This window comes from Nocardioides pantholopis (assembly GCF_003710085.1).
Classification (GTDB): Bacteria; Actinomycetota; Actinomycetes; order Propionibacteriales; family Nocardioidaceae; genus Nocardioides; species Nocardioides pantholopis.
The window spans coordinates 2,861,624-2,879,247 of record NZ_CP033324.1; the positions used below are offsets into that span (position 1 = coordinate 2,861,624).

The following is a 17,624-nucleotide window of genomic DNA, read 5'->3' on the forward strand; positions in this document are numbered from 1 at the left end:
CTCCTCGATCACCGGTCCGAGCCGGTCATCCGTCGCCGACGCCACCCCCCGGCGGCGATCCGCCAGCCTTTCACGGCGCTTCCCTGCGGTCCCCACGACACCCTGATCGACCCCCTGGGAAGCCCCCTGCCCGACACGTGGGCCTGGGCTCGGCACTTCATCCCTCAGGGGACTAGCCTTGGCCTCCTAGACCATTCACGCGCGCTCATCGGAAGAGGCGAAGCAAGTCGTGCCGCAGTCCTCTGGCAACCAGGCTCCTGAACGATCCACCCCCCACGAACCTCCCGTGGACGACTTCGGAGCCAACGAGTGGCTCGTGGAGGAGATGCACGACCGCTACCGGAAGGATCCCGCCAGCGTCGACCCGGCGTGGGCGACGTACTTCCGGGACAACGGCAAGAACGGCAGCACCGACGGCGCCGGCACCCCGCAGCCGGCCGCGAAGTCGGCGCCCGCCAAGGCCGAGACGGCCCAGGCGGCCCCGGCCAAGCCGGCCAGCCCGGCACCGGCGAAGGGCACCCCCGCCCCGGTCGCCAAGCCGCGGCCGGCGTCGAAGGCAGCGGAGCCCGCCAAGGGGACGAGCAGCCCGATGCCCAAGGAGTCGCGGCCGGCCGAGCCGGCGGCGGCCAGCGACCAGCCGTCCTACACGGTGCTGCGCGGCATCGCCGCGGCGACCGCGAAGAACATGGACGTGTCGCTCTCCGTCCCCACCGCGACGTCGGTGCGCAACATCCCGGTGAAGCTGCTCTGGGACAACCGCATCGTCATCAACAGCCACCTCAAGCGCGCGCGCGGCGGCAAGGTGTCGTTCACCCACCTCATCGGCTACGCCATCATCAAGGCGATCAAGGCCCTGCCGGCCATGAACAACACCTTCGACGAGGTCGACGGCAAGCCCACCCTGGTGACGCCCGCGCACATCAACCTCGGCCTGGCCATCGACCAGGTCAAGGCGGACGGCAGCCGCCAGCTCGTGGCGCCGTCGATCAAGGGCTGCGAGACGATGGACTTCGCGCAGTTCTGGACGGCGTACGAGGAGATCGTGCGCAAGGCCAAGGACAACAAGCTGACCATGGAGGACTACTCCGGGACGACGGTCAGCCTCACCAACGTCGGCGGCCTGGGCACCAACAACTCCGTGCCGCGGCTGATGAAGGGCCAGGCCGCGATCATCGGCGTCGGCTCGATGGACTACCCCCCGGAGTTCCAGGGCGCGTCCGAGGAGACCATCGCGCGCAACGCGATCTCCCGGATCATGACGATGACCTCGACGTACGACCACCGGGTCATCCAGGGCGCCCAGTCGGGCGAGTTCCTCGGCCAGATCGCGAAGTACCTCCTCGGCCAGGACGGGTTCTACGACGAGATCTTCCGCGCCCTGCGGATCCCCTACCAGCCGATCCGCTGGAACGCCGACATCGCGGCCTCGCACGACGACGAGATCAGCAAGCAGGCCCGGATCCTCGAGCTGATCCACGCCTACCGCGTGCGCGGCCACCTGATGGCCGACACCGACCCGCTGGAGTACCGCCAGCGCACCCACCCGGACCTCGAGATCGAGACCCACGGGCTCACCCTGTGGGACCTCGACCGGGAGTTCGCGACCGGGTCCTTCGGGGGCGCCGGCCGGCGCTTCATGAAGCTGCGCGACATCCTCGGCATCCTGCGCGACTCCTACTGCCGCACCACCGGCATCGAGTACATGCACATCATGGATCCCGAGCAGCGCCGCTGGATCCAGGAGCGCGTGGAGGTCCCGCACAGCAAGCCCCCGCGTGAGGAGCAGCTGCGCATCCTGCAGAAGCTGAACCAGGCCGAGGCCTTCGAGACGTTCCTGCAGACGAAGTTCGTCGGCCAGAAGCGCTTCAGCCTCGAGGGCGGCGAGACCACGATCCCGCTGGTCGACGAGCTCTGCGAGGCCGCCGCCGAGGCGTCCCTCAACGAGGTCGCGATCGGCATGGCGCACCGTGGCCGCCTGAACATGCTGGCCAACATCGTGGGCAAGAAGTACTCCCAGATCTTCCGGGAGTTCGAGGGCAACATCGACCCGCGCACCGTCCAGGGCTCCGGCGACGTGAAGTACCACCTCGGCGCCGAGGGGGAGTTCGAGGCCGGGTCCGGCGCCACGGTCAAGGTCTCGATCGCGGCCAACCCCTCGCACCTCGAGGCCGTCGACCCCGTGCTGGAGGGCATCGCCCGCGCCAAGCAGGACGTCCTGGACCGAGGCGCCGAGTACCCCGTGCTCCCGCTGCTGGTCCACGGCGACGCCGCGTTCGCCGGCCAGGGCGTGGTGGCGGAGACGCTCAACCTCTCCCAGCTGCGCGGCTACCGCACCGGCGGCACCATCCACGTCGTCGTCAACAACCAGGTCGGGTTCACCACCTCGCCGGGCTCCTCGCGCTCCTCGCTGTACAGCACGGACGTGGCCCGGATGGTCCAGGCGCCGATCTTCCACGTCAACGGCGACGACCCCGAGGCCTGCATCCGCGTGGCCCGGCTGGCCTTCGAGTACCGCCAGGCGTTCAACAAGGACGTCGTCATCGACCTCGTCTGCTACCGCCGCCGCGGTCACAACGAGGGCGACGACCCGTCGTACACCCAGCCGCTGATGTACGACCTGATCGAGCAGAAGCGCTCGGTGCGCAAGCTCTACACCGAGTCCCTCATCGGTCGTGGCGACATCACGATCGAGGAGGCCGAGCAGGTCCTGCGCGACTACCAGCAGCAGCTCGAGCGGGTCTTCACCGAGGTCCGCGAGGCCAGCGCGGAGCCGCCGACCGAGTGGACCACGGTGCCGGACTACCCGGAGAAGCCCACCGGCGAGACCCAGACGGCGGTGCCGGCCGACTACCTCAAGCGGATCGCCGACGCCTACGTCACCCCGCCCGAGGGCTTCACCGTGCACCCGAAGGTGATGCCGCAGCTGCAGCGGCGCTCCGCCGCGATCGCGGAGGGCCCGATCGACTGGGGCACCGGCGAGATCCTCGCGTTCGGCTCCCTGCTCATGGAGGGCCGCCCGGTCCGCCTGGCCGGTCAGGACTCGCGGCGCGGCACGTTCGTGTCCCGCTTCGCGACGATCATCGACCGCAAGAACGCGGACGAGTGGACCCCGCTCTCGGCGCTCACCGAGGACCAGGCCAAGTTCCACGTCTACGACTCGCTGCTCTCCGAGTACGCCGCACTCGGCTTCGAGTACGGCTACTCGGTGGCGCGTCCCGAGGCGCTGGTGCTGTGGGAGGCCCAGTTCGGCGACTTCGTCAACGGCGCCCAGACCGTGATCGACGAGTTCATCAGCGCCGGCGAGAGCAAGTGGGGCCAGCAGTCCGGCGTCGTGCTGCTGCTCCCCCACGGCTACGAGGGCCAGGGCGCCGACCACTCCTCGGCGCGCATCGAGCGGTTCCTGACGATGGCCGCCGACGAGGCGTTCACGGCCGCCCAGCCGAGCACGCCGGCGTCGTACTTCCACCTGCTGCGCCAGCAGTCCCTGCAGCACCAGCACCGGCCGCTGATCGTCTTCACGCCGAAGTCGATGCTCAAGCGCAAGGAGGCGGCCTCGCGGCCGGAGGACTTCACCTCCGGGACGTTCCGGCCGTTCATCCCCGACGAGCAGGCCGACCCGAACACGGTCGACACGCTGCTGCTCTGCTCGGGCCGGGTGACCTGGGACCTGATGGTCGAGCGGGCCAAGCGCGAGGACGCCCAGCGCTTCGCGATCGGCCGGGTCGAGCAGCTCTACCCGCGCCCGACCGACGACATCAAGGCCGAGATCGCGCGCTACCCCCACCTCAAGGAGGTGCGCTGGGTCCAGGACGAGCCGCAGAACATGGGCGCCTGGCCGCACTACGCGCTCAACGTGTGGCCGGAGGTCGACGCCCAGGTGGTCCCCGTGACCCGTCCGGAGTCCTCCTCGCCCGCCGTCGGCACCGTCAAGCGGCACCAGGCCGAGCAGAAGGACCTGCTCAACCGCGCCTTCGCCTGAGGCCACGTCTCACCGGCTCCACCCGGCTGGCCCACCGTGTGCTTCGGCGCACGGTGGGCCTTCCGGTTTCCACCCCCGATTTCGAAGGAGGTTCGCGGTGTACTTCACCGACCGCGGCATCGAGGAGCTCGAGAAGCGCCGGGGCGACGAGGAGGTCACCCTCGCCTGGGTGGCCGACCAGCTCCAGGCGTTCGTCGACGCCCACCCGGAGTTCGAGACCCCCGTCGAGCGCTTCGCCACCTGGCTGGCGCGCCTCGACGACCCCGAGGACTGAGCCGGCGCTAGGGTCTGCGGGCATGGACTATCCCGCCGCCCCCTGGAACCTGACCGGCCAGATGTGGCTCTCGGTGTTCCGGATCCCGGAGAAGACCGGTCCGCTGCGCCCGCCCGGCGTGTACGGCGTCGCGTTCGTGCGCTACGAGGAGCCCAGCCCGCTGACGTACGGCGAGCTGCTCGTCGCCCGCCCGGTCAACGCCGGGTCCCTGGGCCGGCGGATCAGCATCACCGACATCTGGGTGGACTCCCCCGCCTCCCGCGCCGGCGGGCGCGAGCTGTGGGGCATCCCGAAGGAGCTGTGCGACTTCACCCAGGACACCTCCCGCCGCGGCCCGCTCACGCACACCGAGTGGAGCGCCGGAGCGCAGCACCCGATCGCCCGGGCCCGCTTCGACGACGTCTCCCGGGCCGCGCCGCGGGTCCCGATGCGCGCCGGCATCTGGCAGCCCGCCATCGAGGACACCCGCGGCCTGGAGCGCACCGCGCCCCTGTCCGGCTCGGCCAGGGCGATGGCCTGCCGGGCCCGCTGGGACTTCGCCCCGGACGGCCCGCTCGGCTGGCTCGCCGGGCGGCGCAGCCTGGCCTCGTTCCGGCTGACCGACTTCCGGCTCTCCTTCGGCTGAGCCCCTAGCGGGGCCGGACGGTCAGGTCGCTGATCGTGGCGTCCGCCGGCAGGTCGAGCACGTGCAGGATCGCGTCGGCCACCGTGGCGGGGTCGATCCAGGCGGTGTCGTCGTACTCCCGGCCCTCCTGGCGGTGCACCTCGGCCTGCATCGGGGTGGCGGTGCGGCCCGGGTAGACGCTGCTGACCCGTACGCCGTGCTCGCGCTCCTCGCCCCGCAGGGCGTCGGCGAGCCCCTTCAGCCCGTGCTTGGACGCGGCGTACGCCGCCCAGTGCGGGTGGGCGACCAGGCCGGAGCCCGAGTTGACCAGGACCACCGTGCCGCGCGCCGCCCGCAGCGCCGGCAGCGCTCCTCGGGTCAGCACGGCCGGCGCGACCAGGTTGACGCTCAGCTGGTCGGTCCAGGCCGCGACCGGCAGCTCGGCGACCGTGCCGAGCGCGACGACGCCCGCGGCGTGGACCACCGAGTCCAGCCGGTCCGGGAGCTGGGCCCCGAGGCCCTCCACGGCGGCCGGGTCGGCCAGGTCGGCGACCAGCGTCGTCGCCCCGGCGTACCGCTCGCCCAGCTCGGCGGCCCGCGGCGCGGAGCGGGCCACCAGCACCAGCTCGTCACCCCGGGCGTGCAGCAGGTCCGCGACCAGCGCGCCGATGCCGGAGCCCGCGCCGGTGATCAGGTGCGTGCGGGTCATCGGGTGAAGACGATCTTGCCGAACAGGTCACCCTCGGCCATCGCGGCGAACCCCTCGCGGGCCTGCGTCATCGGCAGCACCCGGTCGACCAGCGGCCGGGCTCCGGTGGCGTCGAGCAGGTTCACCAGCGCGGCGAGCTCCCCACTGGTGCCCATCGTGGAGCCGACGACCCGCAGCTGGAGGAAGAAGATCCGGGTCAGCTCGGCGTCGTCGAGCTGCGCCCCTGACGTGGTGCCGGAGATGACGATGGTGCCGCCGGGACGCAGCGCCCGCACCGAGTGCGACCAGGTGGCCCGCCCGACGGTCTCCATCACCGCGTCCACCTTGACCGGGAGCCGCGCGCCGGACTCGAACACCTCGTGCGCGCCGATCTCCAGGGCCCGGGCGCGCTTGGCCTCGTCGCGGCTGGTGGCCAGCACCCGCAGACCGGCGGCCCGGCCGAGCGTGATCAGCGCGGTGGCGACGCCGCCGCCGGCGCCCTGCACCAGCACCGTGTCGCCGGCCTTGAGACCACCCTGGGTGAACAGCATCCGGTACGCCGTGAGCCAGGCCGTCGGCAGGCAGGCGGCCTCCTCGAAGGAGAGCGACGCGGGCTTGGCCACCACGTTGCGGGCCGGGACGACGACCCGCTCGGCGAAGGTGCCCTGGTGCCGCTCGGAGAGGATCGAGCGCTTCGGGTCCAGGGTGTCGTCGCCGGTCCAGCGCGGGTCGTTCACGACCGCGTGGACGACCACCTCGTTGCCGTCCTCGTCGAGTCCGGCGGCGTCGCAGCCCAGGATCATCGGCAGCGCCTCCTGGCGCAGGCCCACCCCCTTGAGCGACCACAGGTCGTGGTGGTTGAGGGAGGCGGCGCGCACCGTCACCGTGGTCCAGCCGTCGGGGGCGACCGGGTCGGGTCGCTCCCCCACCTGCAGCACGGAGACGGGGTCGTCGGCGGAGAACTGGTCGGCGTAGACGGCGAACATGCGCCCGACCCTAGTCGGGACCGCGGCGGGGCGACGTGGCGCGCCTCACCCCGGGCCGGGTCAGGCCCGGGCGACCCCGTCGCGCCGGGCCGCCGCGGCCACGGCGGCCGCGACCGTCGGGCCGACGCGGGGGTCGAACGGCGAGGGGATGATGTGGTCCTCGCGCAGGTCCTCGGCCACCAGGCCCGCGATCGCCTGCGCCGCCGCGAGCTTCATGCCCTCGGTGATGGCGCTGGCGTGCACGTCGAAGGCCCCGCGGAAGATGCCGGGGAACGCGAGCACGTTGTTGATCTGGTTCGGGTAGTCCGAGCGCCCGGTCGCGACGACCCGGGCGTGCCGGTGCGCGATGTCCGGGTGCACCTCCGGGGTGGGGTTGGCCAGCCCGAAGACGATCGCGTCGGGGGCCATCGTGGCGATCTGCTCCTCGGGGACGCTGCCCCCGGAGACGCCGATGAAGACGTCGGCGCCGGCGAGCACGTCGCCCAGCGAGCCGGTCCGCCCGGCGGTCGTCGCGGCCAGCCGGCCCTTGACCTCGGTCAGGCCGTCCCGGCCGGAGTGCAGCGACCCCTGCCGGTCGGTGACGGCGAGGTCGGTGATCCCGGCCTCCAGGAGGATCTTCGTGACCGCGACGCCGGCGGCGCCGGCCCCGGAGATGACCACCCGGGTCCGCTCCGGCGTACGCCCGGTCAGGCGCAGCGCGTTCATCAGCGCGGCCAGCACCACCACTGCGGTGCCGTGCTGGTCGTCGTGGAAGACCGGGATGTCCAGGCGCTCCTTGAGCCGGTCCTCGATCTCGAAGCACCGGGGCGCGGAGATGTCCTCGAGGTTGATCCCGCCGAAGCTCGGGGCCAGCCGGACCACCGTCTCGACGATCTCGTCCACGTCGGTGGTGTCGAGGCAGATCGGCACGCCGTCGACGTTGCCGAACTGCTTGAACAGCACCGCCTTGCCCTCCATCACCGGCATCGCGGCAGCGGGCCCGATGTCCCCGAGCCCGAGAACCGCGGTGCCGTCGGTGACCACCGCGACCGTGTTCGGGACCCAGGTGTAGTGCTGGGTCATCGCGGGGTCCGCCGCGATCGCCTCGCAGACCCGGGCGACTCCGGGGGTGTAGGCCAGCGACAGGTCGTCGCGGTCGGCGAGCGGGGCGGTGGAGCGGATCTCCATCTTGCCGCCGAGGTGGAGGTCGAAGACGGGGTCCCCGGCGTGCGGGTGCGAGGGCGGGGTCGGAGCTGCGGTCATCGGGATCGGCACACTTTCCAGGCACGAGGCCGTCATGGAGGAGGGGGCTGGCTCGACGCGACAGGGGTGGCACCGCGGAACCGGCCCGGACGGGGCTGGGTTGCTCGCAGTCTGACACAGCCGGTCGAGCGCACCCGGGTGGATCGCGTCACACCGGGGCGGCCCCGCGAGGGACCGCACCCGGGCCCGGCCCGGGTCAGAACGGTCGCGGGCGGGGCCGCAGCCGACCCCGGACGACGGCGAGCACCTCGCGCTCGGGGACCGGGCCGCGGTGCCGGGAGTCGACCCCGCGGGCCGGGTTGTCGCTGAGCAGCCACCACGCGGGCGACCCGTCGCGCGCCGTACGCCGCTCGACCGCGCGCTTGACCGCAACCGTGCCGTCGGCGAAGCGCGCCACGACGAGCCGTCCGGGGCGGACCTGTCCGTGGTGGTCGACGAGCAGCAGGTCACCGGGACGCAGCGTCGGCTCCATCGACGCGCCGCTCACATGGGCCAGGCCCAGTCTGGGTAACCGGTCCGCCAGACGGCGGCTGCCTCGTGCTCCCCGCGTCACGGGAGTAGTGTCGCAGCCCAGCCCGCGGCTCCGTTGCCGGAGCCCGTGGGCCGGTCGGTCGAGCTCGGCCGGCCAGCGTCGCCAACCGAAGACGAGAGGACCCGTATGTTCGCCCCCACCCTCGAGGTTTCCGCCCACTGCGACCTGCCGTGCGGCGTCTACGACCCCGCTCAGGCCCGCATCGAGGCCGAGTCGGTCAAGGCGATCATCGCCAAGGTCGCGGACAACGCCGACCCCGACTTCCGCACCCGCGCCGTGCTCATCAAGGAGCAGCGCTCGGACCTGGTCAAGCACCACCTGTGGGTGCTGTGGACCGACTACTTCAAGCCGCCGCACTTCGAGAAGTACCCGCAGCTGCACCAGCTGTTCAACGAGGCCACCAAGCTCGCCGGCGGCGGCGGTGGCACCAAGGCCGTCTTCGACGCCGAGGTGGCCGACCAGCTGCTCGCGAAGATCGACCAGATCGCCGAGATCTTCTGGGAGACCAAGAAGGCCTGAGATCCACCGCGGGTCGTCCGACCTGCAGCTCTACCCACTCGACGCCGCCCCGGTCCACACGGACCGGGGCGGCGTCGAGCACGTTGCGGGCCCTGAGTTCGCAACACCGGCCCCGAAGGTCGCCCGAACAACTGGGTGGGCCTGGCCCCGGTCCTGGTCGACCTCCGACGTCTCGCAGCCGTCGTCCACTAGGGTCGCCCCCGGCACACCGACCGGACGAAGGACGATCACATGGCTGGCGATTCCCTGGCTGGCAGCACCCACGGCCCCGGGCCGCGCCCGGACGTCGAGCTGCGACTGCCCGCCGACGGCGCCTACGTCTCGGTGCTCCGCACGACCACGGCCGGTCTCGCTGCCCGCCTGGACTTCACCATCGACGACATCGAGGACCTGCGGATCGCCGTCGGTGAGGCCTGCGCGATCGTCCTTCCCGAGGCCGACCCCGCCTCGGACCTGTGCTGCCGGTTCTACCTGCAACCGGGCCGCCTGACCGTCGCGGTCGGCGTCGACACCACCACGCCGGCGGCGCCGGACCCGGACAGCTTCGCCTGGCAGGTGCTGACCACGATCGCGGAGTCGGCCCGCTCCGAGACCGCTCCGGGGAGCCTGACCGTCACGATGACCATGCGCTCCTCGCTGTTCGGGGACGACGCCTGATGGTGGAGCAACCCCAGCCGTCCTCGGCGGCGCCCGATCCGCCGCCCACGACCGGGGAGGCCACCCGCCAGCGCAGCGCGGAGCTCTTCGCCGCGCTGCGCGCCGAGACCACCTCGGCCCTGGAGCGCGAGGACGCCCGCGACGCGCTGGTGCACCTCCACCTGCCACTGGTCGAGCACTGCGCGCGACGCTTCCGCAACCGTGGGGAGCCGTTCGAGGACCTCGTCCAGGTCGGCACGATCGGGCTGATCAAGTCGATCGACCGCTTCGACCTGGACCGGGGCGTGGAGTTCTCCACCTACGCCACCCCGACGATCATCGGCGAGATCAAGCGACACTTCCGCGACAAGGGCTGGGCGATCCGGGTGCCGCGGCGGCTCCAGGAGCTGCGCATGCAGATCGGCGCCGCCACCGCCGAGCTCACCCAGAGCCTGGGTCGCTCCCCCACGCCCCGCGAGCTCGCCGAGTCGATCGGCTGCTCGGTGGAGGAGATCGTCGAGGGCATCGAGTCCAGCAACGCCTACAGCACGCTCTCCCTCGATGCGAGCGACGACAGCGACGACGGCGCGGCCACGATGCTCGACGCGATCGGCATCGACGACGCCGGTCTGGAGCACGTCGAGATCCGTGAGTCGATCAAGCCGCTGCTGGACCGGCTGGAGGCCCGGGAGAAGAAGATCCTGCTGCTGCGGTTCTTCAAGAACATGACCCAGTCCCAGATCGCGGCCGAGATCGGCGTCTCCCAGATGCACGTCTCCCGGCTGCTCAACCGGACCCTCGCCCAGCTGCGCCAGTCGCTGGAGCAGGTGGACTGACCTCCGGCCGCGGGGTCCCGATCAGCGGGACCTCGCCGCTACCCCGCCTCCGCCCCCATCCGCTTTGCGAGCACCTCGACGCCCGGACCGGTCAGGTCGGCGAGCGCGACCGCCCGGCCGGTGACCGCCATGGCGAGCGCCTCGACCGGCCCGCGGACCGGGCTGCCGGAGCCGGCGGCCCAGTCGGCGTCGGCCGCCTCCAGCCGCAGGCCGGTCAGCCGGCCGGCGGGCACGAGCGCGGCGGCGGCGCCCGGCGAGGCGAGGTGATCGAGCAGGAGGGTCCAGTGCTCCCGCGGTACGTCGACGGCAGCTCCGAGCGGCCGGGCGATGTCGCGCAGGTGCACGCAGGTCTCGGCGAACGGGCCCATCGGGCCGACCCGGGGCGGGCTGACCCGGTCCGCCGCGTGCCGGCGCAGCAGCGCGAGCGTCTCCTCGCGGGGCCGGCGCGCGAGCCGGCGGGCGACGTCGTCGACGGTGCGGTCGGTGTCACCCCGGTGCCGCATGGCCGTGAGGAAGAAGCGCGCGAAGCTCACGGTCATCGGCTGCAGGAGGTGCGCCGCGAGCGTCCCCACGCTCCATCCGGCACACAGCGACGGAGCCCGCCACTCCTCGGGGGACAGCGAGTCCAGGAAGTCGGCGATCAGCAGCCGGTTGCGGTGGGTCAGGTCGTGGATCTCCGCGGCGCTCATGGCCGGCCGCCCGCGGCCAACTGCCGGATCTCGTCGTTGAGCGCGCTCACGACCCGGACGGCGACCTCGATGTCCTCTCGGGTGCACCCCGGGGCCAGTGCGGACAGCGCGCTCAGCTCGTCCTCCCTGATCCGCCGCATCGCCTCCGCGCCGGGACCGGTGGCGGCGACGAGCACCGACCTGCGGTGCGCCGGGTTGGCGCGGACCCCGACGTAGCCGCGGGCTCGCAGGTCGTCGACATGGCGCTGGACGCCCTGCCGAGCGATCTGCAGCCGCGCCGCGATCGCCGGCACTGTGGAGTCGCCGGACTCGACGAGGACCTCGAGCACCGCGCGCATGCCGACGGTCAGGCCCTGGCTGCTCAGCGACGCCTCGACCACCCGCGCCGAGTTCAGGACGAGCGGGCGCACCTGCCGCAGCAGTGCGTACCACGCGACCCCTCGCTCCCGGGACATGACAACAAGGTTGTCATATTGGCGTGGCGGGGTCTACCCGTTCTCGTCGGTACGCCGCGACCCGGTGGGGTCGTCGACCAGGGCGGCGGTGCTCGCGGGGTGCAGCACCCCGACCAGCACGACCGCAGCGAGCACGGCGAGCCCGACTGCCACGAGGGTGGTGTCCCCGCCACGGAAGCTCCAGGCGAGCCCGAGCAGGATCAGCTGGGTGAGGATGACCGGGGCCCGCGCCCAGGTCGCGAGCCGGGTCAGCATCCAGGCGCACAGGGCGAGCGCCGCGGCGTACCCGAGGAAGAAGATGCTGGTGGTCACGCCCATCGTGACCCGCTCCATCGAGATGTTGGCCAGCTCCAGCACGGCACTGAGGGCCAGCAGCAGGGCCTCCAGGCCGGTGACGGCGGCGGCCACGAGGAGGGGTCGGGGCGGGGCGGTCGGGGCGGGCTCGATCACGGCTGAAGCCTAGGCGTTCGACCTCGGGGTACCGTCCAGAGGAGCGCACCGACGGTGACTGCTGTGACGAACGAGACCACCGAGACCCCTTGTCTGCCACCGTAAACCTTGCGAGGCTGTAACAGCGCTCGTGAATGCGTTCACTTTGTGGTGCCTCCACCCGAGCGCCCGCAGGCCTGAGCTGCCCCTGGCCTGCACGTACGTAGTAGAGATGAGGGATTCCCCAGCCATGGATTGGCGCCACCGTTCCGCATGCCTCGACGAGGACCCGGAGCTGTTCTTCCCGATCGGCAACACCGGTCCGGCCATCCTCCAGATCGAGGAGGCCAAGCAGGTGTGCCGACGCTGCGAGGTGCGCGAACAGTGCCTCGCGTGGGCGCTCGAGGCTGGCCAGGACCACGGAGTCTGGGGCGGTCTGAGCGAGGACGAGCGACGTGCACTCAAGCGTCGCAACGCCCGCGCCCGCGTCCGCACCGCGTGATCCGGTAGCCCGACACAGCCGAGCAGAACAGCTTCACCAGCCAGACCCGACGGTCCGGCGTCTTCTGGTGGTGATCTCGACGAGATCGCCCGCCAGCGGGCGCTGGACCATCGTGCTTTCCGGGCGGGCCCTCAGGCCGGTTCGAGCGGTACGTCGATGGCCGCGCGGGTCCCCCGCCCGCCGCTCGCGGCCGCCGAGCCGAGGTCCAGGTGGCCGCCGAGCTCGGACTCCACGAGCGTGCGCACGATCGAGAGCCCGAGGTTCGTGGACCCGTCGAGGTCGAACCCGGGCGGCAGTCCCCGGCCGTCGTCCTCGACGCTGAGGCGCAGCCGTCCCGCGGACCGCTCGACGCGGACCTCGATCGAGCCGACCAGCCCGGCCCCCGGCGCCGCGGGGTCGCCGGGATCACCGAGGTCGCCTGGGTCGTCGGGGTCGTAGCCGTGCTCGACGGCGTTCTGGAGCACCTCGGTGAGCACCATCGCCAGCGCCGTCGCCGTCTCGCTCGGCAGCACCCCGAAGGAGCCGGTACGCCGGACCCGGATCCGCCCGCCGACCGCGCCGACGTCGGTGACCATCGCCCCGAGCCGGTCCGCGACCGCGTCGAACTCGACGGTCTCCTCCACGGCCTGGCTGAGCGTCTCGTGCACGATCGCGATGGTCCCCACCCGGCGCACCGCCTCCTCCAGCGCGGCCTTGGCCGCCTCGGAGTCCATCCGGCGCGCCTGCAGCCGCAGCAGCGCCGCGACCGTCTGCAGGTTGTTCTTCACCCGGTGGTGGATCTCCCGGATCGTCGCGTCCTTGGTGACCAGCTCCCGGTCTCGGCGGCGCAGGTCCGTGACGTCGCGGGCGAGCACCAGCGCGCCGATGTGCTCCCCGTGACGGCGCAGCGGGATCGAGCGGACGATCAACGAGACCCCGTCGGTGCCGATCTCGGTGTCGCGGTGCGCGCGCCCGCCGAGCACCGCGCTGAGCGTCTCCTCGTCGGGGCGCCGCCGCGGCGGCACCAGCTCCCGGGTCAGGTCCGCGAGCAGCAGGCCGGCCAGGTCGCCGGAGAGCCCCAGCCGGCGGTAGGCCGACAGCGCGTTCGGGCTGGCGTAGGCGACCCGCCCCTCGGCGTCCACCCGCAGGAACCCGTCCCCGACCCGGGGGGTGTCGGTGTGGTCGCTGCGCGGCCCCGGGACCGGGAAGTCGCCCTGGGCGATCATCTGGGTCAGGTCCGCAGCGGTCTGCAGGTAGGACAGCTCCAGCCGACTGGGGGTGCGGACGCCGAGCAGGTTGGTGTTGCGGGCCACCACCGCGATCACCGCGCCGGCGCGCCGCACCGGGATCGTCTCCACCCGCACCGGCACGTCGTCGCGCCACTCCGGGTCGCCCTCGCGTACCAGCCGCGCCTCGGCGTACGCCAGGTCGAGCATCGGCCGGCGGCCGTGCGGCATGAACGTGCCGACCACGTCGTCGACGTACGCCGTGGGGCCGGTCGTGGGGCGCATCTGACCGGCCGCCCAGAAGCCCTTCCCGTCGCGGTCCGGCAGCCACAGCACCAGGTCGGCGAAGGAGAGGTCGGCGATGATCTGCCAGTCCGCCTGGAGCAGCTGGAGCCAGGCGACGTCGTCCTCGTCGAGGTCGGTATGGGTGCGAACCAGCTCGACCAGGGACACCACGGACACCAGCCTAGAGGCACCGGTGTGGACCTAGCGGTCCAGACCTGCCCGATCTTTGGCATGATCGACGCCATGTCCGGTCCCTACTGGAAGCAGGTCCACGCACGGCGGCTCGCCGTGCCCTCGGACCGACCCCTCGACGAGCTCACCGCCGAGCTCACCACGATGCTCGGCGCGACCGATCCCGAGCTGCGCGACGGCACCGCCTATCCCGCACTGGCCACCTGGCTGAGCCGCGGCGTGTACGACGATCTGCTGCCCGGCCTCGGCGACGGGATGGCCGCCGGCCTGCAGAACGGCCTCGGCGAGGACGGCACCGACACGATCTTCCGGCGCAGCTTCTCCGCCCTGCTGCTCGGCGAGTGCATCGAGCGCGACAACGACAACGCACTGGTGCCCGCCGGCAAGATCCTGGAGTGGGGCGACCGGATCGCGACCTGGTTGCTGCGCGAGCGCGATCTGCGCGGCTACGTGCCCGGCAAGGGCTGGGCCCACGCCGTCGCCCACGGCGCCGACGCGCTGGCCGCCCTCGCCCAGTCCCCGCACCTCGGCACCCCCGAGCTGACGGTCGTGCTCGATGTCGTGGCCGACCGCGCGCTGCTCCCGACCGACCGGCTGCTGACCGCCGGCGAGCCGGACCGGCTCGCGCACGCCACCATGCAGGTGCTGCGCCGCGGCAAGGTGCCGCTGGAGGTGCTCGAGCCGTGGGTCGCCCGGCTGAGCGCCGGAGCGCGGACCCGCTCGCGCTACGACGACCGGGACCCCTTCCTGGCCGGCGGGAACGCCGAGGCGCTGCTGCGCTCGCTGTACCTCCAGCTCGCCCTGGCCCCCGAGCCGCCGCCGAACCGGTCCGACCTGCTGCTGGTCGTCGTCGAGGCGCTGCGCTCGACCAACCCCCACCACCTGCGCGCCCGCACCCCCGGCCGGAGCTAAGCGCGTCGCTGCGCCGGGCCGCTCGGTCCGGTGTCCTACCCTGCGCGGTATGAGTGACGTCACATCCGACCCCTGGCCCGACCTCTCCGCCGACGAGCCGCTTCCCGAGGGTCACCTGCGCGGCCACGCCGGTGAGCTGGCCGTCGCGGCGGCCCGCGCGCACGGCGTCGAGACGATGTTCACGCTCTCCGGGGCGCACGTCTTCCCGCTCTACGACGGCGCCGTGCAGGCGGACCCGCCGATGCGGCTGCTCGACGTGCGACACGAGCAGACCGCGGCGTTCGCCGCCGAGGCCACCGGGAAGCTGACCCGGGTGCCGGGGCTGGCGGTGCTGACCGCGGGCCCGGGCGTCACGAACGGCGTGAGCGCGATCGCCCAGGCCCAGTTCGCCGGCTCGCCGATGGTGGTCTTCGGTGGCCGCGCCCCCGCGAACCGGTGGGGCTCGGGCAGCCTCCAGGAGCTCGACCAGCCGCCGATCGTCGCGTCGGTGTCCAAGCTCGCCCGCACCCTGCCCACCGCCGGCGACGTCCTCGGCGGCGTCGACGAGGCGTTCCGGGCCGCCGGCTCCTCGCACCGGGGGCCGGTCTTCGTGGACGTCCCGATGGACGAGCTCTTCGCCCCCGCCTCCGGTCCCGCGCCGGCGCCCGTCGTGCCCGCCCGCGGCGCGGAGCCCGACCCGGACGACGTGGCGCGGATCGCCGCTCTGCTGGCCGAGGCGGCCCGCCCCACCCTCGTCCTCGGCACCGACGTGTGGGCGGACCGGGCCGAGGAGGCCGCGCGCCGCCTGGTCGAGACCGCCGGCCTGCCGGCGCTGACCAACGGGATGGGCCGCGGGGTGCTCCCCGGCGGCCACCCGCTGCTGGTCACCAAGGCCCGCGGCCAGGCGCTCAAGGAGGCCGACCTGGTGATCGTCGTCGGCACGCCCCTGGACTTCCGGCTCTCCTACGGCGTCTTCGGCGAGGCCCGGGTCGTCCACGTCGCCGACTCCCCCGCGCAGCTCTCCGGCCACGCTCCGCTGGCCGCCTCGGCCTGCGGGGACCTCACCGCGGTGCTCGACGGCATCCTCGCCGCTCTCGAGCGCGCCCCGCGCCGCCCCGACTGGTCGGCCTGGGTGAGCGCCCTGCAGGACACCGTCGGCGCGGCCGTGGCCCGCGACGCCGAGCTGCTCGGAGCCGAGGCGGACCCGATCCACCCGGCGCGGATCTACGGCGAGCTGGTCCCCCGGCTGGCCAACGACGCCGTCGTCATCGGCGACGGCGGCGACTTCGTCTCGTTCGCCGGCAAGTACGTGGAGCCGCAGCGCCCCGGCTGCTGGCTCGACCCCGGCCCCTACGGCTGCCTCGGCGCCGGCCTGGGCGCCGCGATCGCCGCCCGGATCGCGCGTCCCTCCAGCCAGGTCGTGCTGCTCCTCGGCGACGGCGCCGCCGGGTTCTCGCTGATGGACGTGGACACGTTGGTGCGGCACCGGCTGCCGGTGGTGATGGTGCTGGGCAACAACTCCGCCTGGGGCCTGGAGAAGGGCCCGATGCAGATGCTCTACGGCTACGACGTCGCCGCCGACCTGGCGCCGCGCACGGCGTACGACGAGGTGGTGCGGGCCCTCGGGGGCGGCGGCGAGACCGTCACCGACCCCCGGCAGATCGGCCCGGCCCTGGACCGGGCGTTCGCCTCCGGCGTGCCCTACCTCGTCAACGTCATCACCGACGTCGAGGCCGCCTACCCCCGAGCCACCTTCGGTGTCTGAGCCGGCCGGCGGGCTGCGGGTCCGGCGGGCGACCCCGGCCGACCACGGCCCCGCCGGCGCGGTCACGGTCGCGGCGTACGCCGAGCTGCTGGCGGGCCCCGAGGACCCCTACGTCGCGCGGCTGCGGGACGCGGCCCGCCGGGACCGGGAGGCCGAGCTGTGGGTCGCGGAGTCGCTGCCCGACGGGATTGTCGTGGGCACGGTGACGCTGTGCCCCCCGGGCCCCCCGGGCCCCCCGGGCTCGCCGGGCTCACCGTGGCGCGAGATCGCCGAGCCGGACGAGGGCGAGTTCCGGATGCTCGCGGTCGCCCCCACGGCCCGGCGGCGCGGCGTCGGCGAGGCCCTGGCCCGACTGGCGATCGACCGGTTCACCGCCGACGGCGCGGACGCGGTGGTGCTCTCCAGCCTGGTCACGATGACAGCTGCCCACCGGCTCTACGAGAGGCTTGGCTTCACCCGGCTTCCCGAGCGCGATCATGCGCCGCGTCCGGGGATGCACCTGATCGCCTATCGCAAGGAGCTGTAGTGGACGCGAGCCTGCGCTTCACGGTCACCGAGGACGACACCGCTGTCGCGGTCGGCTCCGGCACCCTGCCGGTGCTCGGCACCCCCCGGCTGCTGGCGTGGTGCGAGGCGGCCACCTGCGCCGCCCTGGAGCCGACCCTGCCCGCCGACTCGACGTCGCTGGGCACCCGGGTCAGCCTGGAGCACCTCTCCCCCAGCGCCGTGGGCCAGGAGGTGGAGGTCTCGGCCTCGCTCGCCTACGTCGACGGCCGCCTGCACCGCTTCACGGTGGGGGCCCGCCACGTGGGCGGAAACGGCCGGGTGGTGGCCTCCGGCGAGGTGACCCGGGTGGTCGTCGAGAGCGACCGGTTCCTGTCCCGGATCTCGTCGGGGCGGGCCTGATTTCGTCTC

The 17,624-nt window shown here is 73.1% G+C and carries 19 protein-coding genes; 11 read left to right on the plus strand and 8 right to left on the minus strand.

The window, feature by feature from the left end; all coding sequences use genetic code 11:
- Nucleotides 1-325 precede the first annotated feature (325 nt).
- The 3 genes from EBO35_RS13735 (at nt 326) to EBO35_RS13740 (ending at nt 4,878) form a co-directional block, all read left to right on the plus strand.
- Nucleotides 326-3,979, plus strand: coding sequence for a multifunctional oxoglutarate decarboxylase/oxoglutarate dehydrogenase thiamine pyrophosphate-binding subunit/dihydrolipoyllysine-residue succinyltransferase subunit (locus EBO35_RS13735; RefSeq protein ID WP_241153994.1), 3,654 nt, complete (start codon nt 326-328; stop codon nt 3,977-3,979).
- A 97-nt stretch (nt 3,980-4,076) separates the two neighbouring features.
- A complete protein-coding gene (locus tag EBO35_RS19525; protein ID WP_164477967.1) occupies nt 4,077-4,253 on the plus strand; it encodes a DUF6104 family protein in 177 nt (58 codons plus the stop codon).
- Between the two features lie 22 nt (nt 4,254-4,275).
- Nucleotides 4,276-4,878: an acetoacetate decarboxylase family protein gene (locus EBO35_RS13740; RefSeq protein ID WP_122818203.1), complete on the plus strand. Its 603-nt coding sequence runs from the start codon at nt 4,276-4,278 to the stop codon at nt 4,876-4,878.
- Between the two features lie 4 nt (nt 4,879-4,882).
- Here EBO35_RS13740 and EBO35_RS13745 read toward each other — a convergent pair whose 3' ends face one another.
- The 4 genes from EBO35_RS13745 to EBO35_RS13760 form a co-directional block, all read right to left on the minus strand.
- The gene (locus EBO35_RS13745; RefSeq protein ID WP_122818204.1) at nt 4,883-5,566 is read right to left on the minus strand and encodes an SDR family oxidoreductase; all 684 of its coding nucleotides are present in this window, start codon (nt 5,564-5,566) and stop codon (nt 4,883-4,885) included.
- Nucleotides 5,563-6,531, minus strand: a complete 969-nt coding sequence (locus EBO35_RS13750; protein WP_122818205.1) for a zinc-binding dehydrogenase — start codon at nt 6,529-6,531, stop codon at nt 5,563-5,565. The genes EBO35_RS13745 and EBO35_RS13750 overlap by 4 nt, the downstream gene beginning before the upstream one ends.
- A 60-nt stretch (nt 6,532-6,591) precedes the next feature.
- Nucleotides 6,592-7,773, minus strand: a complete 1,182-nt coding sequence (locus EBO35_RS13755) for an NAD(P)-dependent malic enzyme (protein ID WP_206422565.1) — start codon at nt 7,771-7,773, stop codon at nt 6,592-6,594.
- A gap of 196 nt (nt 7,774-7,969) precedes the next feature.
- Complete coding sequence (locus EBO35_RS13760; RefSeq protein ID WP_263457634.1) at nt 7,970-8,326, minus strand: S24/S26 family peptidase; 357 nt, start codon at nt 8,324-8,326, stop codon at nt 7,970-7,972.
- Nucleotides 8,327-8,431: 105 nt separating this feature from the next.
- Here EBO35_RS13760 and sodN point away from each other — a divergent pair, with 105 nt between their 5' ends.
- The 3 genes from sodN (at nt 8,432) to EBO35_RS13775 (ending at nt 10,296) form a co-directional block, all read left to right on the plus strand.
- Complete coding sequence (sodN, locus tag EBO35_RS13765) at nt 8,432-8,824, plus strand: superoxide dismutase, Ni (protein WP_122818208.1); 393 nt, start codon at nt 8,432-8,434, stop codon at nt 8,822-8,824.
- 231 nt (nt 8,825-9,055) lie between these two features.
- Nucleotides 9,056-9,481 (plus strand): ATP-binding protein, encoded by a 426-nt coding sequence (locus EBO35_RS13770; protein WP_122818209.1) that lies wholly within the window; start codon nt 9,056-9,058, stop codon nt 9,479-9,481.
- Nucleotides 9,481-10,296 carry an RNA polymerase sigma factor SigF gene (locus EBO35_RS13775; RefSeq protein ID WP_122818210.1) on the plus strand — a complete coding sequence of 272 codons (816 nt, stop codon included), beginning with the start codon at nt 9,481-9,483 and terminating at the stop codon, nt 10,294-10,296. Before EBO35_RS13770 ends, EBO35_RS13775 begins: the two co-directional genes overlap by 1 nt.
- 38 nt (nt 10,297-10,334) lie before the next feature.
- Here the strand turns inward: EBO35_RS13775 and EBO35_RS13780 are convergent, their stop codons facing one another.
- Genes EBO35_RS13780 through EBO35_RS13790 form a run of 3 tightly spaced genes read right to left on the minus strand, consistent with a single transcriptional unit; the run spans nt 10,335 to nt 11,890 of the window.
- Nucleotides 10,335-10,985 carry a maleylpyruvate isomerase family mycothiol-dependent enzyme gene (locus EBO35_RS13780; protein WP_122818211.1) on the minus strand — a complete coding sequence of 217 codons (651 nt, stop codon included), beginning with the start codon at nt 10,983-10,985 and terminating at the stop codon, nt 10,335-10,337.
- Complete coding sequence (locus EBO35_RS13785) at nt 10,982-11,440, minus strand: MarR family winged helix-turn-helix transcriptional regulator (RefSeq protein WP_122818212.1); 459 nt, start codon at nt 11,438-11,440, stop codon at nt 10,982-10,984. The genes EBO35_RS13780 and EBO35_RS13785 overlap by 4 nt, the downstream gene beginning before the upstream one ends.
- A 33-nt stretch (nt 11,441-11,473) precedes the next feature.
- Nucleotides 11,474-11,890 (minus strand): hypothetical protein, encoded by a 417-nt coding sequence (locus EBO35_RS13790; protein ID WP_122818213.1) that lies wholly within the window; start codon nt 11,888-11,890, stop codon nt 11,474-11,476.
- Between the two features lie 229 nt (nt 11,891-12,119).
- On the opposite strand from EBO35_RS13790, the gene EBO35_RS13795 reads away from it, so the two are divergent.
- Nucleotides 12,120-12,371, plus strand: a complete 252-nt coding sequence (locus EBO35_RS13795) for a WhiB family transcriptional regulator (RefSeq protein WP_011755173.1) — start codon at nt 12,120-12,122, stop codon at nt 12,369-12,371.
- A gap of 131 nt (nt 12,372-12,502) precedes the next feature.
- Here the strand turns inward: EBO35_RS13795 and EBO35_RS13800 are convergent, their stop codons facing one another.
- A complete protein-coding gene (locus EBO35_RS13800) occupies nt 12,503-14,032 on the minus strand; it encodes a PAS domain-containing sensor histidine kinase (RefSeq protein ID WP_122818214.1) in 1,530 nt (509 codons plus the stop codon).
- Nucleotides 14,033-14,104: 72 nt separating this feature from the next.
- Here EBO35_RS13800 and EBO35_RS13805 point away from each other — a divergent pair, with 72 nt between their 5' ends.
- From EBO35_RS13805 to EBO35_RS13820, 4 genes are read left to right on the plus strand one after another with little or no spacing between them, the layout of a single operon-like run.
- On the plus strand, nt 14,105-14,965 hold the full coding sequence (locus EBO35_RS13805; protein WP_122819783.1) for a DUF2785 domain-containing protein: 861 nt from the start codon (nt 14,105-14,107) through the stop codon (nt 14,963-14,965).
- A 49-nt stretch (nt 14,966-15,014) separates the two neighbouring features.
- Nucleotides 15,015-16,709 carry an acetolactate synthase gene (locus tag EBO35_RS13810; RefSeq protein WP_122818215.1) on the plus strand — a complete coding sequence of 565 codons (1,695 nt, stop codon included), beginning with the start codon at nt 15,015-15,017 and terminating at the stop codon, nt 16,707-16,709.
- A complete protein-coding gene (locus tag EBO35_RS13815; RefSeq protein ID WP_122818216.1) occupies nt 16,702-17,235 on the plus strand; it encodes a GNAT family N-acetyltransferase in 534 nt (177 codons plus the stop codon). Before EBO35_RS13810 ends, EBO35_RS13815 begins: the two co-directional genes overlap by 8 nt.
- The gene (locus EBO35_RS13820) at nt 17,235-17,615 is read left to right on the plus strand and encodes a thioesterase family protein (protein WP_122818217.1); all 381 of its coding nucleotides are present in this window, start codon (nt 17,235-17,237) and stop codon (nt 17,613-17,615) included. Before EBO35_RS13815 ends, EBO35_RS13820 begins: the two co-directional genes overlap by 1 nt.
- Nucleotides 17,616-17,624: the final 9 nt, after the last annotated feature.